Annotated in this window: 17 protein-coding genes; 2 read left to right on the top strand and 15 right to left on the bottom strand. The window is 36.8% G+C overall.

Features of this window, described 5'->3' with window-relative positions:
• The 6 genes from GYX25_RS07130 to gss all read right to left on the bottom strand — a co-directional run bounded on the left by GYX25_RS07130 (window position 1) and on the right by gss (window position 12496).
• Entirely contained in the window at window positions 1-1965 is a 1965-nt protein-coding gene (locus GYX25_RS07130; protein ID WP_091348369.1) for a vWA domain-containing protein, read from the bottom strand.
• A gap of 12 nt (window positions 1966-1977) precedes the next feature.
• Window positions 1978-2976: a hypothetical protein gene (locus GYX25_RS07135; RefSeq protein ID WP_174787062.1), complete on the bottom strand. Its 999-nt coding sequence runs from the start codon at window positions 2974-2976 to the stop codon at window positions 1978-1980.
• 106 nt (window positions 2977-3082) lie between these two features.
• Window positions 3083-5755, bottom strand: coding sequence for a putative virulence factor (locus GYX25_RS07140; protein ID WP_174787063.1), 2673 nt, complete (start codon window positions 5753-5755; stop codon window positions 3083-3085).
• Complete coding sequence (locus GYX25_RS07145) at window positions 5752-8778, bottom strand: virulence factor SrfB (protein WP_174787064.1); 3027 nt, start codon at window positions 8776-8778, stop codon at window positions 5752-5754. Before GYX25_RS07145 ends, GYX25_RS07140 begins: the two co-directional genes overlap by 4 nt.
• Before the next feature lie 9 nt (window positions 8779-8787).
• Window positions 8788-10350: an SrfA family protein gene (locus GYX25_RS07150; RefSeq protein ID WP_174787065.1), complete on the bottom strand. Its 1563-nt coding sequence runs from the start codon at window positions 10348-10350 to the stop codon at window positions 8788-8790.
• Between the two features lie 271 nt (window positions 10351-10621).
• Window positions 10622-12496: a bifunctional glutathionylspermidine amidase/synthase gene (gene gss / locus GYX25_RS07155; RefSeq protein ID WP_174787066.1), complete on the bottom strand. Its 1875-nt coding sequence runs from the start codon at window positions 12494-12496 to the stop codon at window positions 10622-10624.
• Window positions 12497-12688: 192 nt separating this feature from the next.
• On the opposite strand from gss, the gene ybeD reads away from it, so the two are divergent.
• Together ybeD and GYX25_RS07165 are read left to right on the top strand one after the other, a co-directional pair.
• Window positions 12689-12955, top strand: a complete 267-nt coding sequence (gene ybeD, locus GYX25_RS07160) for a DUF493 family protein YbeD (protein WP_091348383.1) — start codon at window positions 12689-12691, stop codon at window positions 12953-12955.
• A 66-nt stretch (window positions 12956-13021) separates the two neighbouring features.
• A complete protein-coding gene (locus GYX25_RS07165) occupies window positions 13022-14299 on the top strand; it encodes a bifunctional O-acetylhomoserine aminocarboxypropyltransferase/cysteine synthase (RefSeq protein ID WP_174787067.1) in 1278 nt (425 codons plus the stop codon).
• 60 nt (window positions 14300-14359) lie between these two features.
• Here the strand turns inward: GYX25_RS07165 and adk are convergent, their stop codons facing one another.
• The 9 genes from adk to pdxY all read right to left on the bottom strand — a co-directional run bounded on the left by adk (window position 14360) and on the right by pdxY (window position 22654).
• Complete coding sequence (gene adk, locus GYX25_RS07170; RefSeq protein ID WP_085247194.1) at window positions 14360-15004, bottom strand: adenylate kinase; 645 nt, start codon at window positions 15002-15004, stop codon at window positions 14360-14362.
• Between the two features lie 38 nt (window positions 15005-15042).
• The gene (locus GYX25_RS11425; protein ID WP_174787068.1) at window positions 15043-15294 is read right to left on the bottom strand and encodes a YfgJ family double zinc ribbon protein; all 252 of its coding nucleotides are present in this window, start codon (window positions 15292-15294) and stop codon (window positions 15043-15045) included.
• A gap of 3 nt (window positions 15295-15297) precedes the next feature.
• Entirely contained in the window at window positions 15298-16767 is a 1470-nt protein-coding gene (gene der / locus GYX25_RS07180) for a ribosome biogenesis GTPase Der (RefSeq protein ID WP_174787069.1), read from the bottom strand.
• Window positions 16768-16799: 32 nt separating this feature from the next.
• Window positions 16800-17972, bottom strand: a complete 1173-nt coding sequence (gene bamB, locus GYX25_RS07185; protein ID WP_091348393.1) for an outer membrane protein assembly factor BamB — start codon at window positions 17970-17972, stop codon at window positions 16800-16802.
• A 26-nt stretch (window positions 17973-17998) separates the two neighbouring features.
• Window positions 17999-18760: a YfgM family protein gene (locus tag GYX25_RS07190; RefSeq protein ID WP_091348395.1), complete on the bottom strand. Its 762-nt coding sequence runs from the start codon at window positions 18758-18760 to the stop codon at window positions 17999-18001.
• Window positions 18761-18778: 18 nt separating this feature from the next.
• A complete protein-coding gene (hisS, locus tag GYX25_RS07195) occupies window positions 18779-20056 on the bottom strand; it encodes a histidine--tRNA ligase (protein ID WP_174787070.1) in 1278 nt (425 codons plus the stop codon).
• Window positions 20057-20080: 24 nt separating this feature from the next.
• Complete coding sequence (gene ispG, locus GYX25_RS07200; RefSeq protein ID WP_091348402.1) at window positions 20081-21190, bottom strand: flavodoxin-dependent (E)-4-hydroxy-3-methylbut-2-enyl-diphosphate synthase; 1110 nt, start codon at window positions 21188-21190, stop codon at window positions 20081-20083.
• An 86-nt stretch (window positions 21191-21276) separates the two neighbouring features.
• The gene (locus tag GYX25_RS07205; protein WP_091348406.1) at window positions 21277-21717 is read right to left on the bottom strand and encodes a helix-turn-helix domain-containing protein; all 441 of its coding nucleotides are present in this window, start codon (window positions 21715-21717) and stop codon (window positions 21277-21279) included.
• A 70-nt stretch (window positions 21718-21787) separates the two neighbouring features.
• Window positions 21788-22654: a pyridoxal kinase PdxY gene (gene pdxY / locus GYX25_RS07210; protein ID WP_091348409.1), complete on the bottom strand. Its 867-nt coding sequence runs from the start codon at window positions 22652-22654 to the stop codon at window positions 21788-21790.
• Between the last annotated feature and the right edge of the window lie 4 nt (window positions 22655-22658).

Below are 22658 nucleotides of genomic sequence, written 5' to 3' on the forward strand. Positions count from 1 at the left end.
TTATGGCAACATTTCTAATGGTATAGGATACACATTTTCACGCGGATCACTGCCGTCAGCTAATGAAATCCAACGATCGACATCCGCATTACATTTTTGATAATAGCGAATTTTACTGTTTAAATTACGAATAAATTTTTCTTGTTCAAGCCCACTCATACTTTTCCATGTATCTTGATCAAGTCCAGTGACATCGCTTTTATAAGGGATATTATCTAAATATTCACCCAGCAAACCTAAGTCAGCAATTTTTGTGACAGAATCGGATTTTAATTTACTTGGATCTTGCCCCATTGCCGCAGCAACAGAACGAAGCTGAGAGAACATATCATCGGCTGAAATCAATCCATCATTAGCCGCATTAGCGATTTTGCTAACCACGTCGCTCAAATCACTCAGTTGCGATTTTGTTAATAATATACGTGGCTCTGCTGTTGGAATAGTTGGTTTGACAAAATCTTTATCGGTAATCCATGCTTTAAAAACTGACGGTGCTTGAGTGCCCTTAACATCCCCCAAATAAGCCAGTTGCATTGCCTTGCTTAGTAGCAATGCATCTTTTAACATGTCTGAGTTATCATCTTTTGCATTGATGGCATTACCAACAGAAGCTTCACCTTTATAAGCAAGTTTAACTTGTTCAGACAATGCTTTTGCTAGCAAATCAACTTTTTGACCAAACTCATTTACATCACCTGCATTCACTGGGTAATAAAGTGATTTATGAATAAAATCGTTATACGTTAAGTCCGAATATTGTTCTGCCGCAATTTGATGATCTTTTGCACCACTTGGCGTTTTTAAATGTAATGCATAAATCGCAACACCTTTATGCTGAGCTTCAAGTCTTAATTGCGCTGCATCCATGCCAGTGCTAGAGAGCTTATCATCACCAGGAATTGCACTCGCATCTGTTATTAAAATCATATAACGCGCACCAAAACTATTCCAATTAATATCATTTAATGCTTGAGCAACACCCGCATAAGAGTCTTCAGCAAAATACGAGGTAGAAACGGTAGCTTGTTTAAGCGAAGAACTCAGTTGTTTAAAATCTTCCTTATCTTTAACTTTATTAGGATCCGCAAAAATTTTGGTCACAAATTCAAGCTTATCTGATGCCTTTAAGCTTGACCGAAAGGAAACCAATCCAAACTTAACTTGATTTTGCAAATTCTCTTTTTCAATATGTTGATAAACTCGCTCTACCGCTTCCTTAGTCCTTGAAATATAAGGATCCATAGAAATAGTCGAGTCAATAACAAACACTATGGCGGCTTTAAAAGGGGCTACTTGGTTGGCACTATCATCAGTCGTTTGGGTAGTTGTTGGTTTTGTGTTATTTTTTATCAATGATTCTTGTTTACTGACTGAGGCAACTTCTAACACTCGCTCATAAAACCCTTGCCCATTCATCACTTCCTCACCTTGTAAAATAGGTAATAAATAGAAGTTACTTTTAAAATCAACGAACTCTTTAGGTTCTTGAGCCACCACGTCTGAAGCGGGTTTATTGGCTTTTAATGCATCACGAATAGGTTTTAATAAAGCTTCAGGCTTGTCTGCATCCACAATTGCTGTTAATGAGGCCTTATCTTTAAAAAAGAGCAAAGGATCACGATCCACTGGATTTGTAAAAACCAATGTCATTTGCATATTCCAAGCTATCGCACATGAATTATTAATCCAACCAATGGTTTTTCCGTAAGAATCTGGACCAACACTAAGCCACTCTTGATTATTGTCATTTTTGCGTTCATAAACATAATAACGGGAAAATGCAGGCAAGGATTTGCCTGTAGCATCGGTAATATTGTTTTTTAATTCACACGTTGGGGTACTTAATACTCGTTGGTATAGGGTTGTTTTTCCAGCCTGTTTAAGTGGCTCAGTTGCAAACCCTATCAAAGGTAGGCATGTTAGACCTAGTGTGCAAATGAGTTTCGAGATAGCTAGCTTATTCATTCTTGCTCCTCATTATTTTTGTAATTCGGTTAAACGATCTTTAACGAACGTATTATTTGCATCGTTAGTCAAAGACGTTTCATACCAATAAATAGCCGTTTCTTTATCTGCTTTAAAGCAATTATTTGCTTCATAATATTTTTCGTCATACTCTTTTGCATATAACATCGCAATTTTAGAATTAGTTTGAGCCTGATTTGCATATAACCGCTGAGCAATATTACATTTTTCAGTTTTTTTAGCTTCAGTAATGATTTGAATAATGGCATCCGTCTCTGGTTTGGTCTGTAAACATTGTTGAATAAAGGTTAAATCATCAGTAGAGGCGTTGTTCAAATTACATTGACCACTAATTTGCACTGCTGGAGTTGGTTGCGATTGATTTTTGGAAAATAAAAAATACCATGCAGCAATACCAAGTCCAATTAGCACTATACAACCGATAATAATAGCCACAATTAACCCTAGGCGACTTTTCGATTTAACTGGTTCCACTGGTATTATTTCTAGTTCTGGTTCGATAGGTTCCGCTAACGTTTCACTTTCAGGGTCAAGGCTAGATTCTTCAATTAATGGTGTTTGCTCTTCGATAATAGAATCACTAACAGGATCTGGCTGCGCTATAGTTTGCTCGTCATTCGGTAATGCGGTTTGTAAGTTTAATGCTGTTGATGCAAGAACTGAATCAGCAATACTCACAACTCCTCCATCAACATAATTCTCATTTTGCTTATCACGAATTTGTATAAGAAATCGAATCTGGCTTTCTTGTGATAATAAAGAGTCGACCAGCCATTCACCAATTTGTCCTGTTAATTGTCCATTATAAACGGACATATTTTCAACGGCGTGCCAGTTTTTTTCAGGACTCCATTGATTCAAACCAGATAAATAATAGCCGTCTTGATTTCGTTGTATAAGCATATCAATGTTAGAACTACCACTCCATTTTTGAGCTAAAAACTTCGCAATACCGGGTTTATAACCATCTAATTCTATTCTTAATGCCATGATATCCTCTATTTTTATACTCAAATATGTAAGTACTTTTTATCTGAGCTATTGAATAGGAAAGGGCGTTTCGCTCAAAAAGACTTTCCTACTATACTTTGTTATTTTAACTAATCCGCGATTGCTTGAAAAAAGCAAGAATTTCGCCCAATCGGCTATTTTGTTCTTGGCTAATTTCGCGTCCTGCATGATGCCCTACATTTTCTTGCGCAAGCATAGCAAAGGCAATAAACCAATCAAATATTGCATACTGAGAATAATTTTTAGTGTTGTCGTCCAGTTTTGGTAATAAATGCGATGATTGCACATTAAATTCGCTTAATGGTGAAGAAAATATTGGTTTACCCTGATTAACTTTGCTCATTGGTATATCACTTGCTTGCCCTTGAATAAAACCAAGCCAAGCAATAAAGTCGGCCAGTAACGTATGAATAGTACTGACTTGTCTAGACTCTAGATCATCACGTTTACTACCTGTATTTTCATTATGCAAAATGCGTTCACTTAAACTTGCTTCAAGTTTCATTCGATTTGCAGCAGTAATCAGTTCTTCTACCATAAAAGAGAGTGATTTTTGACTGATACCAAAAAAATCTAAGATATGCTTATCTAGCACAATATTTCTTAAATGATCTAACCATGCCGAAAAAACTGTTTTTGCAAACTTTGATTCCGTAGGTAATAGGGTGCTTTGTTTGGTGGTTGATGACGAATTAACATCAGAAAATAGTTCAAAGTCAGCCGTTAAACCAAAATCATTAGATAAATTATCTAACAAATTATCACTGCCAGCTTGCTGCGTTTCATTTTCGACAGTATTGGAGTGATAAAGCGCTCTAATGGTTTGATCTGGCAGTTCAAACACTTTAAGTAGCTCGCCTAATAATAGTGCTTTACTCTGTAATTCTTTAACGACATCAGCAATGATTTGTTTTTTCTTAGCTAGCTCTTCAGCATTGTCTGCTTGATACCAAGTATCAAAACGCATATTAATAATATATTCAATCTTTTCATTAAGCTGTTCAACAATTCGTTGCTGTTTGACTTCAGTAATAGCCACTTGTTCTAAGTATTGGCTAATTCGTCCTATACCACCATCATTGAGTTTTAACATAGCATCCCATGTTTCTTCTGGCTGGAACACGTACTGTTTGATATCACTATTTTGCACAAATGTACTTCTTAATACATTCATTTTATCTTGATAATTTTCATTATAAGATTGCTCTTGGCAGGTGTTCGGATCGACATTTAAAAACGGTACATCAAACCCCGGTTTGCGGACAAGAAAGACATTATTAAATTGATGCTCGTTAGACCAATTGCTTAACCAATCGTAACTACCAAAGCGTTCTAAAATAGTTTGCTGAAGTAACCCACCTTTACCCCAGCTATTTTTAAGATTGTCTTCTGATAGCGTTAATGAGGTACCAATACGTTTATCAAACATGGTAATTGCCCATAATAACCCTGCTTTTTTCGTTGCTCTTTTTTCAGCTGTTTCACCTTGGGTTTTATCGATCCAACGCTCAAGTACTGGACCAACATCATTAACATCTGATTGTTTATCTGACGGAGTGCAAACAACTAGCACATTCATTTCTTGATTATCAGTATATTTTTCAAAAAGATAAGCAACTTTACCACGCAATAAAAGCTGAGCAATGGGGTTGCCTTCTTTCACATCTGAAATCGATATCAAATTTAAACGCCCACGATATCCAGGAAAATCAAGTAAATCCACATTTTCAAAAGTTGGCACTCTGGTTTTATTGACTAATGGGAAAATTAATTCGGCGGTTAAAAAAGCCAATTGCGCTAAAGATATTGATGTTGGTGCGCTATTTAATGGCGTTATGGTAATCGATGAATCTTTGTCGGTATTTAATCGCTCAAGAATATCAACATTCATAATACTGTCAATTTGCGACTTGGTACCATTATTATCTTTCACTAATACTGAAAGCGGTGCATACACAGTTTCAGCATGGTGTAAACTTGATAATGTGGTGGCTAATTGAGTATAAATTATCGTCAGTTCAGTAATTCCACCCCATAAGACAGAAAACAGCTCACCACGCTCAGCTATTGATAAATAAGGAATAAGGTGCGTTACTTTTTCCCAATATCCCCCTTTCAATTCTTCAAGCGAATTACCAAAGTTTTCAGATAAATAATCGTAAAGATCAACAATATCATCCTCGCTAACACCACCAACATAATTGGTTTGTTTCTGATTTTCTAAGCGTTGAATGGTCTGATTTAACGGTGCAAACTCGATTTTATTAGATACTTTTTGCTGATCAAAATCTTTAAAATAAGCATTTATCAAGATTTTGACTATTTCGATCTCTTTAAATAATTTTAATTCTAACGGATAGTTAGGTATGCCCCCTTTGGCAATGCGGCTAAAGCGAGTGACAAGCCCCGTCGCCTCTTTGCCACTACCTACGGGATTAACATGGTCAATAAAATCTAACACTTCATTATCGACAACCGTTTCAAGCTTACCATTTTCACCAGCTGCAAGTGCTGAAATAAGGTAAGATTTACCTGCCTGTGATAATCCAAAAAAACCAACTGCAACAGATTTAGTTGAGACATCGCCCAATCGTTTTGCGCTGTTACGCAAACGACGCAAATCCAAAATTAAGTTATCCGCTTCGCTATTTAAACGTTTAGATGAATGCCGTGTTTGGTTCACCCACTCAATAGCCTTTGCAGATGCTTGATAGACCTGATCCCAAGATTTAGGCAGTTGTTCATTTAAGTTTTTCATCGTTTTATCATTCCACTATCAAGCCAATATTGCGTACTTATTAACCCCGAGTTAACCATGGTGTTTAAACTTAGTTTAATATCCTGATTTTTATTACAGGCTCGCCCATCTGAGGCTTTTACTTCTTTAATATAAAAATTTTCGATCGTTTTTTGTTTATTTTTTATGCCTAAAGTCACTTCTAACACGACGCCTTCAGCGCTTAATCGCTTAGCCACTTCACTGCTTTCAATCGTTAAAATATAGATAGGCGATGCTGGCCAACGGTCAACATCAAGTTGCCTAAAACCAAGTCTTGTAGTGCCTCGAATTTCAAATGAGAGATTAGGAAAATCATAATCAGGATTATCCAGATCAATATCTTGGTAATAGACATTTTCTTTTTTAATCATATTAAGATTATCTAAAAGTCCAATGTACTTAACAGTTGAATATAAATCTATATTAGAGGATCTAAAATAGAAATTAGGTAATCGTAAATTCTTACTTAAAAAGCACAACATCGCCCCCACAGCGGCCGTTGTTTTAGGATCATCAATTCGTTCTTGTTTATGGAAAGGATACCAACCACCAGTATAATAACCATGCAAAGGCAAAATTCGACCAGCAGGCATGGATAAGCGTGATCGAAAATAACTTTGGATACCGGGTAAACGCGAAGGTCGACCTGTTAACAAAAGAACATCACACTGATAACAACTAATAATTTCGGATAATGCATCAAACGTTTTACAAATATTGTAATAATCACCCCGAATAAACAAATAATGAATACGTTTAAGGTTAATCTCAATACTTAAGTTAAGTACTGAAAAATCAGGATTATTTAATGCGCGCTTAATCGGTTCATTAATAAAATTGAGCACGTTATCGGTCATCATATTGTGTTGTAATAATTCACCGAAAGTAGAACAATAGACATGTTGCTCTGTGTGTAATGGGTCATAAAGTTCGTACGCTTTTAATATTTGTAATCCAATTGGTGTAAATAGCTGTAAGGTAAGTTGCTGGCGTAATACCGCATCTTGAATGGATAGTTGCTGAGAGCCAATAATGGTGGACAAAATTGGGTTAGGGTCTGCAATTCCAGCTTGTTTTAAACCATTGGTTAAAGCCGTTATAACGGTATCTTGGATAATATCGAGTAAAATATCATCCCCAGCGACTTTGAACCCATCACGAAAAAGCTGAGTTGGCACAATATAGGCATTACTACTGTTGGCTTGCCCGTTAACGCCGTAGTCTAATTGATAATCGTTAATCACTAAATCGGTTGTGCCACCACCAATATCAACCGTTGCAATCGTTAGCTTTTGCTTATCAGCTTTCCCCGGACGGATCATTGAGGCAATAAACTCTTCACATCGCCCATTATAATTATTTTGTGTTTCATTAAAAAGATACACAACTTGGCCACAAGTCGCTTCATCCCATTGAATATAAACTTCAGGAATATTTGGCCAAACACTTTTTAATTGCTCAGGGTTATTGAAATCAATATTGTCATCTGAACTATCCCACCCTAGGCTTTTCCAAACCAAACCGATGGCTTGATATACGCAACTTTTAAATATTGCTTGTTCGGGTTTTGGCATGGCTGGCGGAATCGTTAAAATAATTGAACGTAAATTACGTGGTGTTTTCGCATGCTCTAGTTTATTACGCTGAGCGACACTATTCATTTGCATTAATGCATGCATTAATACTTCACATAACATAAACGTCATCAAAGAACTGCGAGAGTATTTTGGGTGGAAAACCGGCATTTTGCGATCATACTCTTCTTGAATATCATTGCTAAGAATATGCAACGCTTCACCATATTCATTAATTAAACTCGAAAAAGGCTCTGCCGTTGCAAATGGTTCATGATCACTTTTTACATAATGAGAGTTAAAACGCCACCCTTGTTCATATTTATCTTGATCCCACAAATAACGTTTTGGGCTTGAAAGTCCCGTTGCGCCTTCATTGCCTTCACGCCGACTGGCAAGTCGGCTTGCTTCTTGACCAACACGGACAATACTTGGCCAACGAAACGTGTCACGTCGCCCACTTTGCAAAGAAAAATGTTCCTTGCCAAAAAAAGTTTGGGCAAATTCAACTCGACTTTCAAACGGTTCATTATAAATATGTTCAGGCTGAGTTAAATCACGGATTTCAAGCTCATAACGATGATTTAAACTATCTTTATCTTGGGCATGATCTTCAATTAGAATCCCACAAGTGCGTGAATTACCCACATCTAAAATCATATCGACAGGAATTGATTTCACCACATCATCTTTATTATTTGATACAATTTTAATTGTCGGTAATTGCAATGAATCGGCAAGTAAATGGATAATATTTAGGTAGTGTCCATAATAAGATTTGCTTTTAATTTCTTGATTAAGATCATCTTTATGGATCTTTAACCGCTCAGATTGTGGCGCCAGCTCTTGAAAGAGATCAATTAACCAACTGGTTATCCATTTGAGCTCTAAATACCATGAAACCTGATCAGAACGATGTGCTAAACTAAAGACTGCACCAGTCATCACATCATTTTCGGTTGGAGCAAGATAAGCCACATCTTGTAAGTTAGCAAATACTTTTGTATCAAAAGCAAACGTAATTCGATGTGTATTACCATCAGGATCTTCACCTTCAGGAATGCTAACAATTCGAACTCGGCTCCAATTATGCGGTCCTTGATCAAAGCGCTCTGGCGGTATTGAACGCAAAACAGGCACAGGTAACCAAATACCATCGTATAATTTTAACGACTGATCAACACTAATTTCTTGTGTTGGTTTGACAGCAAATGTTGGATTATCGGGTGTAAAAAATTGACCACTTTCCACATCTTCAATCAACCTGATGAGTGCACCACTTTCTGATGGATCAATAAAGGCTCCATTGACTTTACTGCGCCATTGATTATCTTTCCAATCGATTTTAAGTGCAAAATCAAGAAACTGAATACCACTATTCATAATCAGTGTCACTTCTTGACCATAATTGCGTAATTCTGGAAGCATATATAACCTTTATTGTTTTTTCATCGTTATTGGGAATGCAGTCCCATTATTATAAATTCCTTGGCAATTGGCTTTATTATCTTTGCCTGGTGTGCATTGAATTTTGGGTAATTGATATTTGGTGTTATCACTGCAAACAGCCTCAGTATTACCCGCTATACCTAAATTAGCATTTTTAATATCGGTGCCAACATTACCTGTACATTTTACACCGTCACTACGCGTTATAGTGACTTCGCCATTACCATCTTTAAAGTTGTAACTTAATTGCAACGGTTTACCTGTGGCTTTGTCTTGAATACCCCCATTGGCAGACCATTGACCATCTAAGAATTTTGTAGAACCTTGCTTGATTGCATCTGCTGGTAAAGCCAAATTATTGGTTTGATCAACTGCAGAGTTAGAATCTGTTTTATTATCTTTATCTGATGGTGAAGAAGTATGGTCAGCGCTATCTTTGTCTTGTCCATTTTGAACATCTGTATTATCTTTTTTATCGGGATCTGTAGGCGTTGATTTTTCATCTTTATCATCTGTTTTACCCACATCAGGCGCAGTCACTTGATCATTTTTATTATCTTGCGCATCTGGATTTGAAGTATTATTACCCTCATTTGCATTATCTGGTGCTACAGAATGATCAACCGAATCACTTGCTACATTGGGGTTAGTTGGAGTATTGGTTGCATTGTCTAAAATCGTGCCATTTGGTATAGCACTACCCGTAACACCGAACCGATTATCAACAACCACATCTCTTGGCTCAGTTTTTAATGCTGGATCTATCGCTTTTTTATCCTGTTTGTCATCCTTTTCAGGTTGACTAATATTGTTATTATCTAAAGATACATTCGGATTAATCGATATCTCAGGTTTTAACCAACAACCGCGTAGCAAAAATAACGCTAATAAAAGCAACAATAATAATGGTAATAACCCTAGCAACCATATCCACCAACGTTTCCACCATGGTTTATTATCAATAAGCGTCGCAGAAGTAACGGCTGCTGCTTGTGCAACTTTTGCTACCGGCTCTAAACTATAGAATGGAGAATTTCCCTGAGAGATGTGCGGATACACAAATCCCCAGAAAGTAATCACCGGTTTACCGTTAACAATATAAACAAATTGATTACTTGGAAAACGTATTGCCATCAAATTAGGTTCAGCACTATCAACATTATTTTTTGGATCATAAATAAGACGGCTAAAAAGCAGTTGATCACCTTTTAAATTAGGATTACTGGCTAGCTGTTTGCCAAAATTCATCACTTTATGTTCAAATTCTTTCAGTAAAGCCAGCGCTGACTGTTGCTCAGATTCACTAGCTGAAGTCCAAGGAACAATATCATATTGCCCATCAGGCTGATTTGAATCAAAAGGAATATACCAATCGATAATATTACCTTGATCATTGCGTTGAGGAATAGCTAAATAATCGGCATATTGTTTGCCTAATTTAACTCTAAACATTTCACGGATTTGAGCTGCAACTAAATAAGCGGCTTTACCATCATGCCCTAGCATTTTAAAATTTTTAATATCACCACTTCGAAGTAATGTATTTGCCATATGTTCCTTTCTATTATTTTATTTCTAGCATTCCTACTCAACAAAAATAAGTTTAACAGAAAACACCATTATTGTAATTGATATGATTATGGATATTATGAATTTTTAGTCATATTTTTGATAAGTTTCACCATAAATAAAAATATTTATATAAACTATAAACAAAAAAAGATAACCAATTGTTTTATAAAAATTTTAATATCAATCATTACACCTATACGAGTTACAAATTTATACTGAAACACATACTTTCCTGAAATTTTTCCCTAAATTATTTTAAAAAATCTTGATCCGTCAATACACGTAATGGTTGCATATCGCTTTCACCTTTGATAACTAAAGTAGGATCAGAACGTAGACAAGTACCACCATAATGACCGCCTACCGTAAAAGTACATAATTGTAGATAGCGGTCTTCGACTTTTGGTAAGCACCATAATTCTTGGTAAATATTTTCTTGCTTAGCAAAACTTCCAACGGTTTTATCAAGGATCTGTTCTTGGTTACTTACTAATTGAATATCACTTCCACGACGCCCTGCTATTGGTTTTACTGCATAACCTTTTTTAATTAGGCTTTCATTAAGTTTGAACGTTGATTCTAATAAATAGCGATGATTTGGAAACAATGACCATAATACTGGCAAAATAGCTTTATTACTTGGAATCACCGTCCATAAGGGCTCAAAAACCGATACTTCTGGTCGCAATAATACATCAATTAACCTGACCGTATTTTCTGGATGCCAAGTACGGATCGGCAAGCCGGCAATCTGCGCTTCACTTTCTTCACGAAGTTGATCTAATACAGTTTCCCAAGCCCATGTTTTCCAAACGCAGGTGACTTGGCGCTCTTCATCATCTACAAGTCTACCCCGTTTATCCCACCTTAGCCCATTGAGCCCCCTCAAAATTTTACTGTCAAACCCTGCCTGAGTAAGGGCTGTTTGCATAAATAACGCATGATAATTTTCTTCACTGTCATCATCTTGCATGATATGAACAAAAGGTTGAGCATCACTATGCCGCCAACAGTTAGCTAAAGAATTGAGTAAGCCACAACCAGGATTAGTACCTATATTTAACCCAGCTTGATCCGCCCATTTTTGTAAAATATCCCCGGCTTCTGTATGACATGAAGCTGAATCGGCGTTATATTCATACACTTTTAAGCCGCGTTCATCCATACAAAAATCTAATCGTCCTGTTATCATTTGATAACGACGTTGCTGCCATGAAAGTCTTAACCTTGGCCATAGTATTTCGGGAATATTGAAGTTCTTTAACAGAGCATTATTTTTTAAAACCTTGTCAGTCGCATGCAAATACATTAGATGTAATTCATTAGTGGCTCGAATTAATTCTTGCTCAGCACTTTCAGAAATCGTGAAATAACGATAATGATCATCATGACTAATAGCATGACCTGCAGCAAATGCATAGGCATTTTCTAATGGATTTGACTCATTAAGCCATTTTTTTTCAAATTGCCCTTCGTTTTTAAGGTGAGCACTATGAATCATCAATAATGGATTAGGAACTGTCGGTTGTGGCAAGCTGTGCTCTGTATCATCGGTTTGTATCATCCACCCTAAGATCTTGGTATCGTCAAATGTATCATGCAATTCGTAGCCTTCGCTCGTTACTGACATTTGAAGTTCACGCGTCCATTGCTGTCCAATGGGTAATCGTATATGGATGACATTTTGTTCTGCAACTCGTACTTTATCTTCAAATACTTCAGTGATAACCGCAACATGACCCGTTCTATCAAATACACCGCCATCATCCCATATCAATAAAGAGCCTGCTTCTGGCTTTTTTTTACTACCATTGGCAAACGCCTGCAAAGGTAAAATCGCCTCGTTAACTACTTGTCTTAAAAAACGTAACGAAAAAATTTCATGCGCCATCCCTACATCAGTAAATACGATCCCATAATTTAAAAATAAAAATCGCCTTGCAAATTCAACACATTGCCATTTATATCCCATATACTCATACCCACAATAACTACGAAATGATGCATCATTGGGATACAGTTTTTTATCTAAGGTTTCATAATCAGATGAATAAATAGCAACGCCGCCCGGTGCATAACCTAGTAATGTGCCGAAAGGTTCTTTATGATTGGACTTAGATAACATGATGTTTAGCCTTATTGGTAAATAGCAAGATACTTTTATTTTACTATGTTAGAATTTCCTTATCATAGCTCAAAATATATACTTAAAAAAGCGATGTTTATTGTTCGTTACTTGAAGAATGCTAAACTGCCTATATATACTAATCATTCTTGATACCGATACATCGAACCAGTAACTGAGAAAATTAATATTATGCAACCAACAAAATTAAATGAATTATTAGAGTTTCCATGTTCTTTTACCTATAAAGTTATGGGGGAAGCTAAGCCTGAACTTGTCGACAAAGTAGTAACTGTGATCCAGCGGCATGCTCCTGGTGATTATACGCCATCAATTAAACCGAGTAGCAAAGGTAACTATCATTCGGTTTCAATTACAATTAATGCTACCCATATTGATCAAATTGAGAACCTTTATAAAGAATTAGGCGAAATCGATATTGTAAGAATGGTTTTATAATACTTTACTTTTTTGATATTTTTTGCACAAAATAGAGCCTTATTATTATAATTAAGAGGCTCTCATATGAAACCAGAAACAGCTGCTCTTCACGCAGGCTATAATCCTGAACCAACAACGCACTCAGTCGCTGTACCAATTTATCAAACAACTTCTTATGCCTTTGATGATACTCAGCATGGCGCCGATCTCTTCGATTTAAAAGTAGCCGGTAATATTTATACACGAATTACTAATCCAACTAATGCCGTACTTGAAACTCGTGTCGCTACACTTGAAGGAGGTATTGGCGCATTGTCAGTAGCATCAGGCATGGCAGCCATCACTTATGCTATTCAAGCCATTACTTTTAGTGGTGAAAATATTGTTTCGGTATCAAAACTATATGGCGGTACTTATAATTTACTTGCTCACACTTTACCCAATTTTGGTATTACAACAAAATTTGCTCCACATGATGATCTTGAGGCAATTGAAAAACAAATTGATGATAAAACTAAAGCAATATATTGTGAAAGCATTGGTAATCCTGCTGGCAATATTGTTGATTTAACTGCACTAGCAACCATTGCACATCGTCATGGCATCCCTTTAATTGTTGATAATACTGTTGCAAGCCCTGCTCTTTGCCGTCCATTTGAATTTGGTGCCGATATTATAGTTCATTCTTTAACTAAATACATTGGTGGACATGGTAATAGTTTAGGTGGGATGATTGTTGACTCAGGTAAATTTCCATGGAAAAAGTATGCTGACAAATATCCAATGTTAAATCAACCTGATCCATCTTATCATGGCGTTTCATATACTGAAACATTTGGCGATGCCGCCTACATTGCTCGATGTCGTGTCATTCCATTACGAAACATGGGAGCAGCATTATCACCATTCAATACTTTTTTATTGTTACAAGGTCTCGAAACGTTATCTTTACGAATAGAACGACACTGCCAAAATACGCTTAAAGTTGCCAAATACCTGGAATCTCATCCACAAGTTAGCTGGGTGAATTACGCAGGTCTTGATAGTCATCCAGAACATCACTTAGCAGTAAAACAGATGAATAATGGCTTGCCTGCAGGAATTTTATCATTTGGTATAAAGGGTGGTAAGCAAGCAGGAGCTAAATTTATTGACGCTTTAAAGTTGATTATTCGCCTGGTGAATATTGGAGACACACGATCATTAGCTTGTCATCCAGCATCAACAACACACCGTCAACTTAATGATGAAGAACTGCAAAAAGCAGGAGTCAGCCAAGAAATGATTCGTTTATCAATCGGCATTGAACATATTGACGATATTATCGCAGACCTAGAACAAGCCCTTAAAGCAACGCAATAATATAATTAACAGAAATAGCAAGATAGATTTAAATATCTTGCTATTTCAATTGATAACCAATTATCCTAAAATTTTAGCTAATTCTTTTGTTACTTCAGCAACAGGCTGGGTCCCATCAACACGGAAATACTGTGTGCGCCCTTCTTTGGCTTCATGCTGATAATAATTGATCAGTGGTTTAGTTAAATCGTGATATTCGACAAGGCGTTTACGCACAATATCTTCATTATCATCTTTGCGAATAGTCAGCGGTTCACCAGTGACATCATCAATATTTTCAACTTTAGGTGGATTATGACGAATATGATAAACACGACCTGAAGCAGCATGAATACGTCGTCCACTCATACGATCAATAATTACAGCATCAGGCACATCAAATTCAAGTACATAGTCTACATCAATACCTGCCGCTTTCATGGCATCTGCTTGAGGAACGGTACGAGGAAAACCATCTAACAAAAAGCCATTTGCGCAATCGCTTTGTGCAATACGTTCTTTAACTAATGCAATAACAAGTTCATCGGTAACCAATTTACCCGCATCCATTAATTCCTTTGCTTGCAAGCCAAGCGCTGTACCCGCTTTTACTGCTGCACGCAACATATCACCAGTTGAAATTTGGGGAATACCGTATTTTTGCATAATAAATTGTGCTTGAGTTCCCTTTCCTGCTCCTGGTGCGCCTAATAAAATAATTCGCATAAAATAACCTCTTATGGCTTTAATATAGATAATATCTTCTATTCTGATAAATAATGAAATATCACCTTACTGCTGGAGATTAAACCATCAGTTGGGCAAATATAGTTCACCGATCCGCAGCCCTTAATCATCTGCGCTTTTTGCTGACATATCGGGCAAATATATTGTTCTAAATAATGTTTCTTGCAATGAAGACAATTAAAATATTGAGGAGAAACAACACTCATTTTATGATGACACTTTGGGCAAATGCCTTCTTGCCCCTGATTAACTGTCATTGGTTTTGACATAAACTATTTTCGCCCTCTAACATGTTTCATCAATCGGCGTCGTTTACGTTGCTGTGATGCGGTTAAATTATTTTTCCGTCCTTCAAATGGGTTAGCCCCTTCTTTAAACTGAATTCGAATTGGTGAGCCCATAATTTTTAGCGAGCGTCTAAAATAGTTCATCAAATAACGCTTATAGGAATCAGGCAAGTCTTCAACTTGATTACCATGAATAACGACAATGGGTGGATTATACCCCCCAGCATGCGCATATTTTAATTTAACACGACGCCCTCGCACCAAAGGAGGCTGATGATCATCTTGTGCCATTTGCATAATCTTAGTCAATAAGGCGGTGTTGACACGGCGCGTTGCACAATCATACGCTTCTTGAATGGAGTCAAATAAGTTACCAACACCACTACCATGCAAGGCAGAAATAAAATGTACACGAGCAAAATCAATAAAGTCTAGCCTATCATCTAGTGTCGTTTTAACTTGTTCTTTGATATCTTGTGACAAGCCATCCCATTTATTAACAGCTATCACAAGTGAGCGCCCACTATTAATAATAAACCCTAGTAATGATAGGTCTTGATCGGATATACCTTCACGGGCATCTATAACTAAAATGACAACATTAGCATCTTCAATGGCTTGTAACGTTTTAATGACAGAAAACTTTTCAACAGTTTCGGTGACTTTTCCACGCTTACGAACGCCAGCGGTATCAATCAAGATATACTCACGTTCATCGCGTGTCATGGGGATATAGATACTGTCACGCGTTGTGCCTGGCATATCATATACAACTACGCGCTCTTCCCCTAAAATTCGATTAGTTAGTGTGGACTTACCCACATTTGGACGTCCCACTATAGCAACTTTTATAGGTTGGTTAATTAATGATTCTGTATCATCAAGATCGGAATCATCATAACATTCAGATAAGTCGTTAGATTGTTCATCGTCGTCAAAATCGCTATTTTGTTCATCATCAAACTGAAAAATAGGATCTAATACCGTTTCAATTAACGAGCTTACACCTCGACCATGGCTAGCTGCAATAGGATGAATTTCACCCAATCCTAAGCCATAAAAATCAGAAATCGCAGTATCGGCATCAATACCATCAATTTTATTAGCCACTAAAAAAGTGGCTTTTTGACGAGAACGTAAGTGTTTAGCAATAGCATGATCGGCAGGCATCGCACCCGCTCTAGCATCAACCAAAAAAAGAACAATATCGGCTTCTTCTATTGCTTGCAGGGATTGTTCAGCCATAAAGCTTTCAACCCCATCTTCAGAGCCATCAATACCACCAGTATCAATCAAGATATATTCATGGCCCTTAATTTCTGCTCTTCCATACTTACGATCACGAGTTAATCCAGGAAAGTCAGCCACTAAGGCATCTCGGGTTCGCGTTAACCGATTAAATAAAGTCGACTTTCCAACATTTGGACGACCAACAAGTGCTACAACAGGTACCATGTTTATTCTCTAAATTACTTTAATTTTGTGTATTAATTTTTTGTAAAAGCATAAATATCACCATTTTTAGCTTGAACAATGACTTTATTGTCTACTACTAATGGTTTAGATATTAATCCGCTACTACTTACTTGTGTTTTTGCGGCAAGTTCACCATTTTCAGCATTTAGCCAATATAGGTAACCTTCAAAATCACCAAACACAACATAATTTTGGTAGATCACTGGATCAGTTAACTGACGATGAGCAAAGTTTGATTGAGTCCAAAGTTCACTACCACCATTCTTAGCAATAGCTTGAACGTTGTCGTTTTGGTCAATAATAAATAATCGATTAGTATCAACAGCAAAGCTATGAATAGAGCCAAGTTCTTTGCGCCAAACTGGTTGACCGTCACTTAAGTTAAGCGCAACGACGCTACCATTATAACCAACGGAATAAACTAAATTACCTTCAACTACAGGTGTAGAATCCACATCATTTAATTTTGCAATTTCAGTAGAGCCCGATGGTTGTGAAATACGCTGTTGCCAAATTAATTGCCCATCATTAATGTAGTAAGCATTTACTCGACCATTATCATCCCCAACAATAGCTGCACCATGAGCAATCGTCGGTGTAGAGTTACCTCTTAGAGACAATGCAGGAACTTCAAAGGATACATCCCACAAATTGTCGCCTGTATCACGATTAAGACCTTGAAGAATACCGCTTGCCGTATGGATGATTAATTTATCTTCGGATGGTACAGGTCGAGCAAGCACCTCGCCTTTTACTGTTTTTTCCCATACTGTTTTACCGTCTTGGCGATCTAACGCATACACAACAGCACGCTCACTGCCCACATAGACATATTTATCATCAGCACTTACACCACCAGAAAATAGTGCTGTTTTACTGCTAAAAAGTGTACTCTGTGATAGGTTTACATCCCACAATGTGCTACCGCTCGATAAATCAATGGCTTTAACTTGCCCACTACGACTTGCTGCATAAATCGCATTATCATAATTAATCGGACCTAATAATGAATAAATATGAGTATTGCCCGTCGTGCTATTTCGCCACACTTGTTGAATAGGAAATTGGTTGTTTACCGTTGGGGACGGGGAAACTTGAACTATTTCTTCTTCCCCACCGAATAAAGAACACCCAGCAAGTGAAAACATAAAAACACCAGTAAAAAGATATTTTGATAACTTCATTGTATAGACCCTTATAGCAGGATAAATTAATTGTTACTTCCTTCTGTTTCAGCTTGTTTTGCTTTCGCCTCTTGCTCGGCTTTTTGTTTCGCTGCCTGAGCTTCTTGTTCTGCCTTTTCTTTGGCTGCTTGTTGGGCTTCTTGTTCAGCTTGTTGTTTTGCTTTTAAATATTCAGCTTGATTCAGCTTCATTTTAATGCTTTCTTCTAAATCTGGGGTTGGGGAAGAAGTTAAAGCCACGTTATAAGCATCAACCGCTTCAACATAACGCGCCATTTTAACTAATACATCACCACGAAGATCATTAATTATTGCGCTCCAATTTTCATTAGCAACATGGTTTAGTGTTGTTAAACTTTCTTGATATTGACCTTGTTGATACTGTAAACGTGCGATACGAATATTAATAATTGTTTTAATTGGCGCTGAACTGGTTTTCTTTAATGCATCAACCAATAAGACTTCTGCACCAGGGTAATCGTTTAAGACTTCGACATAAAATTTGGCCGCACGTAAATTAGCAAACACACCGTAAATTGTGTCATTGTCTTTAGCAAAAGAGACGAGTTCATTAACAGAATCTGTTTTAGTATTATCTAATTGAGCAATTAGTTGTTCATACTTATCTGAATATTCTATCGCCTTTTCAGCTTTATATGACTGCCAATAGCGCCAACCATAAAAGGCTAATAATCCGATCACAAGAACTGCAACCATCATTTTCCATGTTTTAGCAAAAAAGCCCTTTATCTCTTCAAGTTGTTCTTCACTCGATAACTGATGACTCACGTTTTTCTCCTATTTCTTTTACTTTATCGACAAGCAAGTTTGGACAACTTCTTTTTGTGCAACTTCAACTTGTTTGCCTGTTTGTAAATTTTTAATCATAACTGACTGATTAGCTAGTTCATTTTCACCAATAATGACAGCTATTTTAGCACCTAATTTATCAGCCTTGGTAAATTGTTTCTTAAAATTATTACTACCGTAATTCGTCATGATTCGCCAGTCAGGTAAACCATCTCGTAACTGCTCTGCAATATTTTGTGCAACTGAAATAGTTTTTTCATCGCCAGATGAAATCATATAAACATCAATTAAATTATCACAATTTAGCGATGGATTAACAGCTTGAACCAATAACACTAAACGCTCAACACCCATTGCAAAACCAACTGCGGGGGTCGATTGTCCACCCAGTTGATTAACTAGCCCATCATAACGACCACCACCACACACTGTACCCTGCGCACCTAAACTACTGGTTACCCATTCAAAAACCGTACGATTATAGTAATCTAAACCACGCACTAATCTTTGATTAATATTATATTTTATCCCAGCATTATCCAATAAACGACATAGCCCTTCAAAGTGCTGTTTAGATTCTTCATCTAAATAATCAAACAATTTTGGCGCGTGATTGAGTAGCTCTTGGACAACTGGATTTTTTGAATCAAGTACACGCAATGGATTAGTATACATTCTACGTAAACAGTCTTCATCCAATTTGTCTTTATGTTGCTCAAGAAAAGCAACTAAAGCATTTCGATAATTAGCTCTTGCCTCTAGTGAACCAATAGAGTTGAGTTCTAAAGAGGTGTGCTTTTCAATACCTAAAGCTTTCCAAAAGCGTGCCGTTAATAAAATAAGCTCTGCATCAATATTTGGTCCTTCAAGCCCAAAGACTTCAACACCAAATTGATGAAATTGACGATAGCGCCCTTTTTGTGGTTTTTCGTAACGAAAAGCAGGTCCTAAATACCAAAGCCGTTGCTCTTGATTGTAAAAAAGACCATGCTCAATACCTGCGCGAACACAGCCGGCAGTAATTTCTGGACGTAATGTAATACTTTCATCATTACGATCATTGAACGTATACATCTCTTTTTCAACAATATCGGTAACTTCACCTACTGCTCTTTTAAATAGCGCAGTATCTTCAACAATGGGCGTTCTAATTTCGTTATAGCCATAACTGTTTAATACGCCTTTAACGATTTTTTCAATCTGTTGCCAACTTGCACTATCTGTTGGAAGTAAATCGTTCATTCCTCGTATAGATTGGATCTTTTTTTCTGTCATTTATTTATTCGCTATCTAATAAGATTATAATTCAGTTGCTGTAATTCTGTTTTTTAATATTAATGCTTTAGCACGAATTTTAGCTTCTAACTCATCAATCATTTGTTCATTATCAATACGACCAATACGTACACCATCTTCATAAAAACCACTTTTGTTATGACCGCCAGCAACCCCCATCGTTGAAGCTAACGCCTCGCCCGGACCGTTAACCACACAACCAATAATTGACACATCCATTGGTGTAATAATATCTTCTAATCGTTGTTCTAATATATTGACGGTATTAATCACATCAAACTCTTGACGGGAACAGGTTGGACACGCAATAAAATTAATACCACGAGACCGTATACGCAACGATTTTAAAATATCAAATCCAACTTTTACTTCTTCAGTAGGATCAGCCGCTAAAGATACTCGGAGTGTATCGCCAATTCCTTCTGATAGCAATAATCCCAATCCAATAGCCGATTTAATTGCACCACTCCGCACACCACCAGCCTCAGTTATACCTAAATGTAATGGCTGCTTAATTTGCTTAGCTAACAAACGATAAGCATCAACTGCAGTAAACACATCAGATGCTTTTACACTGACCTTGAATTGATCAAAATTAAGTCTATCAAGTATATCGACATGACGCATTGCTGACTCGACAATCGCTTTGGGAGTAGGCTCGCCATATTTCTCTTGGATATCTTTTTCAAGTGAACCTGAATTAACCCCAATACGTATTGGAATATTTTTATCTTTTGCACAATCGACAACCGCACGGATCCTTGATTCATTGCCTATATTACCGGGATTAATTCTTAAACAATCAACACCATATTCTGCCACTTTTAAAGCAATACGATAATCAAAATGAATATCAGCAATCAGCGGCACTTTAGCTTGTTGTTTAATCAATTTAAACGCTTCAGCCGCATCCATTGTTGGAATAGAAACGCGCACAATATCCACCCCAACACGTTCAAGCGCTTGAATTTGAGCTACCGTTTTTTCGACATCCGTAGTACGAGTATTTGTCATCGATTGAACAGCAATAGGCGCCCCCCCACCGATGGGCACTTTGCCGACGTAAATTCGAGTAGATTCTCGTCTAATAATAGGTGAATCTTGATGGCTCATAACATGCCTAATTATATAACAAAATAACTAGCTGGCAATCTTAACAAGATTTAAGGCAAATGTCTGTATGAGAATAAGAAAATTTGCTAACTATTAACATGATTGGAAGGAGATGGCGAAATATAATGACTTACTTCGACAAAATGGCTTTTATTGTCTTTATTAATATAATATAAAGTTACACCAAGTGCACCAAGAAGAATAAATATACCGATAAAGATAAGAGGAGTCTTTCTTGTTTTTTTCGTTATAAATGCTTGCGTTTGAATTTTTTTTTGTTGGGACTTAGATTGTTTTGTTAATTGATCAAGATAAGGCTGATATTGGTCTACTGATAAGCCAACAACTTCTGCATAAGAACGAATATAACCTTTGACAAACACAAGAGGGGCATGAGGCAATTGGTCTTTTTCGATATAATCAATCACCGTTTTTCGCACATGAATTTTATTGGCAATATCATCTTGAGTTAATCCCATTTGTTCTCGTAAATCCGCAAGCATTACTCCTAATGAAATATCGTCCATTATCCCCTCATAAATTCAATGCTAATCGTTTGTCAATTTTATCTTTACATATTCTTACACATTTTAATAATTAATCAATTTTTTTCGCATTAAACCATTGAGTAGGCTTTTCTATTTCATTCTGAGCAGCAACTAATTGTAATTCATATTCATCTTGTTTTAAGGTTTCAAGCATAACCGCATACACCGCCGAAGTAGTATGCTCTAAGGCTTCAACCAATGATTTTCCAAGTAAAATATTAGCTAAAAATAATCCACTTGTCATATCACCAACACCAACCGGCTGCCTTACACCAAAATCAACAAGTGGGCGATCAATATGCCATGCTTCATCTTGAGTCACAAGCAACATTTCAAACCGATCAATTTGATATCCAGCTCGGCTTAAATGTTTAACTAAAATCGCTTTAGGCCCTTTTTTACATAATTCTCGACAAGCTAGAATAGCTTCTTCAACATTATTGACACGTTGTTTACCATTTAGCTCTTCAAGCTCCAAAATATTTGGTGCCATCATATCTGCCATAGGCAGCGCTGTATTGCATAAAAACTCTGATACACCTGGGGCAACAAAGCAACCTTTTTCAGGATGCCCCATTACAGGATCGCAAAAATAAATAGCATTTGGATTAACCGCTTTTACTTTTTTAACAATCTCAATAATAGCATTGCCTTGCTCAGGTGATCCCATATAGCCACTTAATACCGCATCACAACGTTTTAGTTCATCAATTTCATGAATTCCATCAGCAATCTCAGTTAAATGAGATGCAGACATTACCGTTCCAGTCCATTGGCGATATTGAGTATGATTAGAAAATTGTACAGTATTTAAAGGCCAAACATTTACACCTAATCGACGCATAGGAAATTCCGCTGCGCTATTTCCAGCATGACCAAAGACTACATGTGACTGGATCGATAAAATATTTTTCATAAAA

This window comes from Gilliamella sp. ESL0254, from assembly GCF_013344985.1.
Taxonomy (GTDB): Bacteria; Pseudomonadota; Gammaproteobacteria; order Enterobacterales; family Orbaceae; genus Gilliamella; species Gilliamella bombicola.

What these genes read in the sequence shown, in the direction of transcription:
- GYX25_RS07130 (WP_091348369.1), bottom strand. Translation starts at nt 1,965, where the DNA reads ATGAATAAGCTAGCTATCTCGAAACTCATTTGCACACTAGGTCTAACA.
- GYX25_RS07135 (WP_174787062.1), bottom strand. Translation starts at nt 2,976, where the DNA reads ATGGCATTAAGAATAGAATTAGATGGTTATAAACCCGGTATTGCGAAG.
- GYX25_RS07140 (WP_174787063.1), bottom strand. Translation starts at nt 5,755, where the DNA reads ATGAAAAACTTAAATGAACAACTGCCTAAATCTTGGGATCAGGTCTAT.
- GYX25_RS07145 (WP_174787064.1), bottom strand. Translation starts at nt 8,778, where the DNA reads ATGCTTCCAGAATTACGCAATTATGGTCAAGAAGTGACACTGATTATG.
- GYX25_RS07150 (WP_174787065.1), bottom strand. Translation starts at nt 10,350, where the DNA reads ATGGCAAATACATTACTTCGAAGTGGTGATATTAAAAATTTTAAAATG.
- gss (WP_174787066.1), bottom strand. Translation starts at nt 12,496, where the DNA reads ATGTTATCTAAGTCCAATCATAAAGAACCTTTCGGCACATTACTAGGT.
- ybeD (WP_091348383.1), top strand. Translation starts at nt 12,689, where the DNA reads ATGCAACCAACAAAATTAAATGAATTATTAGAGTTTCCATGTTCTTTT.
- GYX25_RS07165 (WP_174787067.1), top strand. Translation starts at nt 13,022, where the DNA reads ATGAAACCAGAAACAGCTGCTCTTCACGCAGGCTATAATCCTGAACCA.
- adk (WP_085247194.1), bottom strand. Translation starts at nt 15,004, where the DNA reads ATGCGAATTATTTTATTAGGCGCACCAGGAGCAGGAAAGGGAACTCAA.
- GYX25_RS11425 (WP_174787068.1), bottom strand. Translation starts at nt 15,294, where the DNA reads ATGTCAAAACCAATGACAGTTAATCAGGGGCAAGAAGGCATTTGCCCA.
- der (WP_174787069.1), bottom strand. Translation starts at nt 16,767, where the DNA reads ATGGTACCTGTTGTAGCACTTGTTGGTCGTCCAAATGTTGGAAAGTCG.
- bamB (WP_091348393.1), bottom strand. Translation starts at nt 17,972, where the DNA reads ATGAAGTTATCAAAATATCTTTTTACTGGTGTTTTTATGTTTTCACTT.
- hisS (WP_174787070.1), bottom strand. Translation starts at nt 20,056, where the DNA reads ATGACAGAAAAAAAGATCCAATCTATACGAGGAATGAACGATTTACTT.
- ispG (WP_091348402.1), bottom strand. Translation starts at nt 21,190, where the DNA reads ATGAGCCATCAAGATTCACCTATTATTAGACGAGAATCTACTCGAATT.
- GYX25_RS07205 (WP_091348406.1), bottom strand. Translation starts at nt 21,717, where the DNA reads ATGGACGATATTTCATTAGGAGTAATGCTTGCGGATTTACGAGAACAA.
- pdxY (WP_091348409.1), bottom strand. Translation starts at nt 22,654, where the DNA reads ATGAAAAATATTTTATCGATCCAGTCACATGTAGTCTTTGGTCATGCT.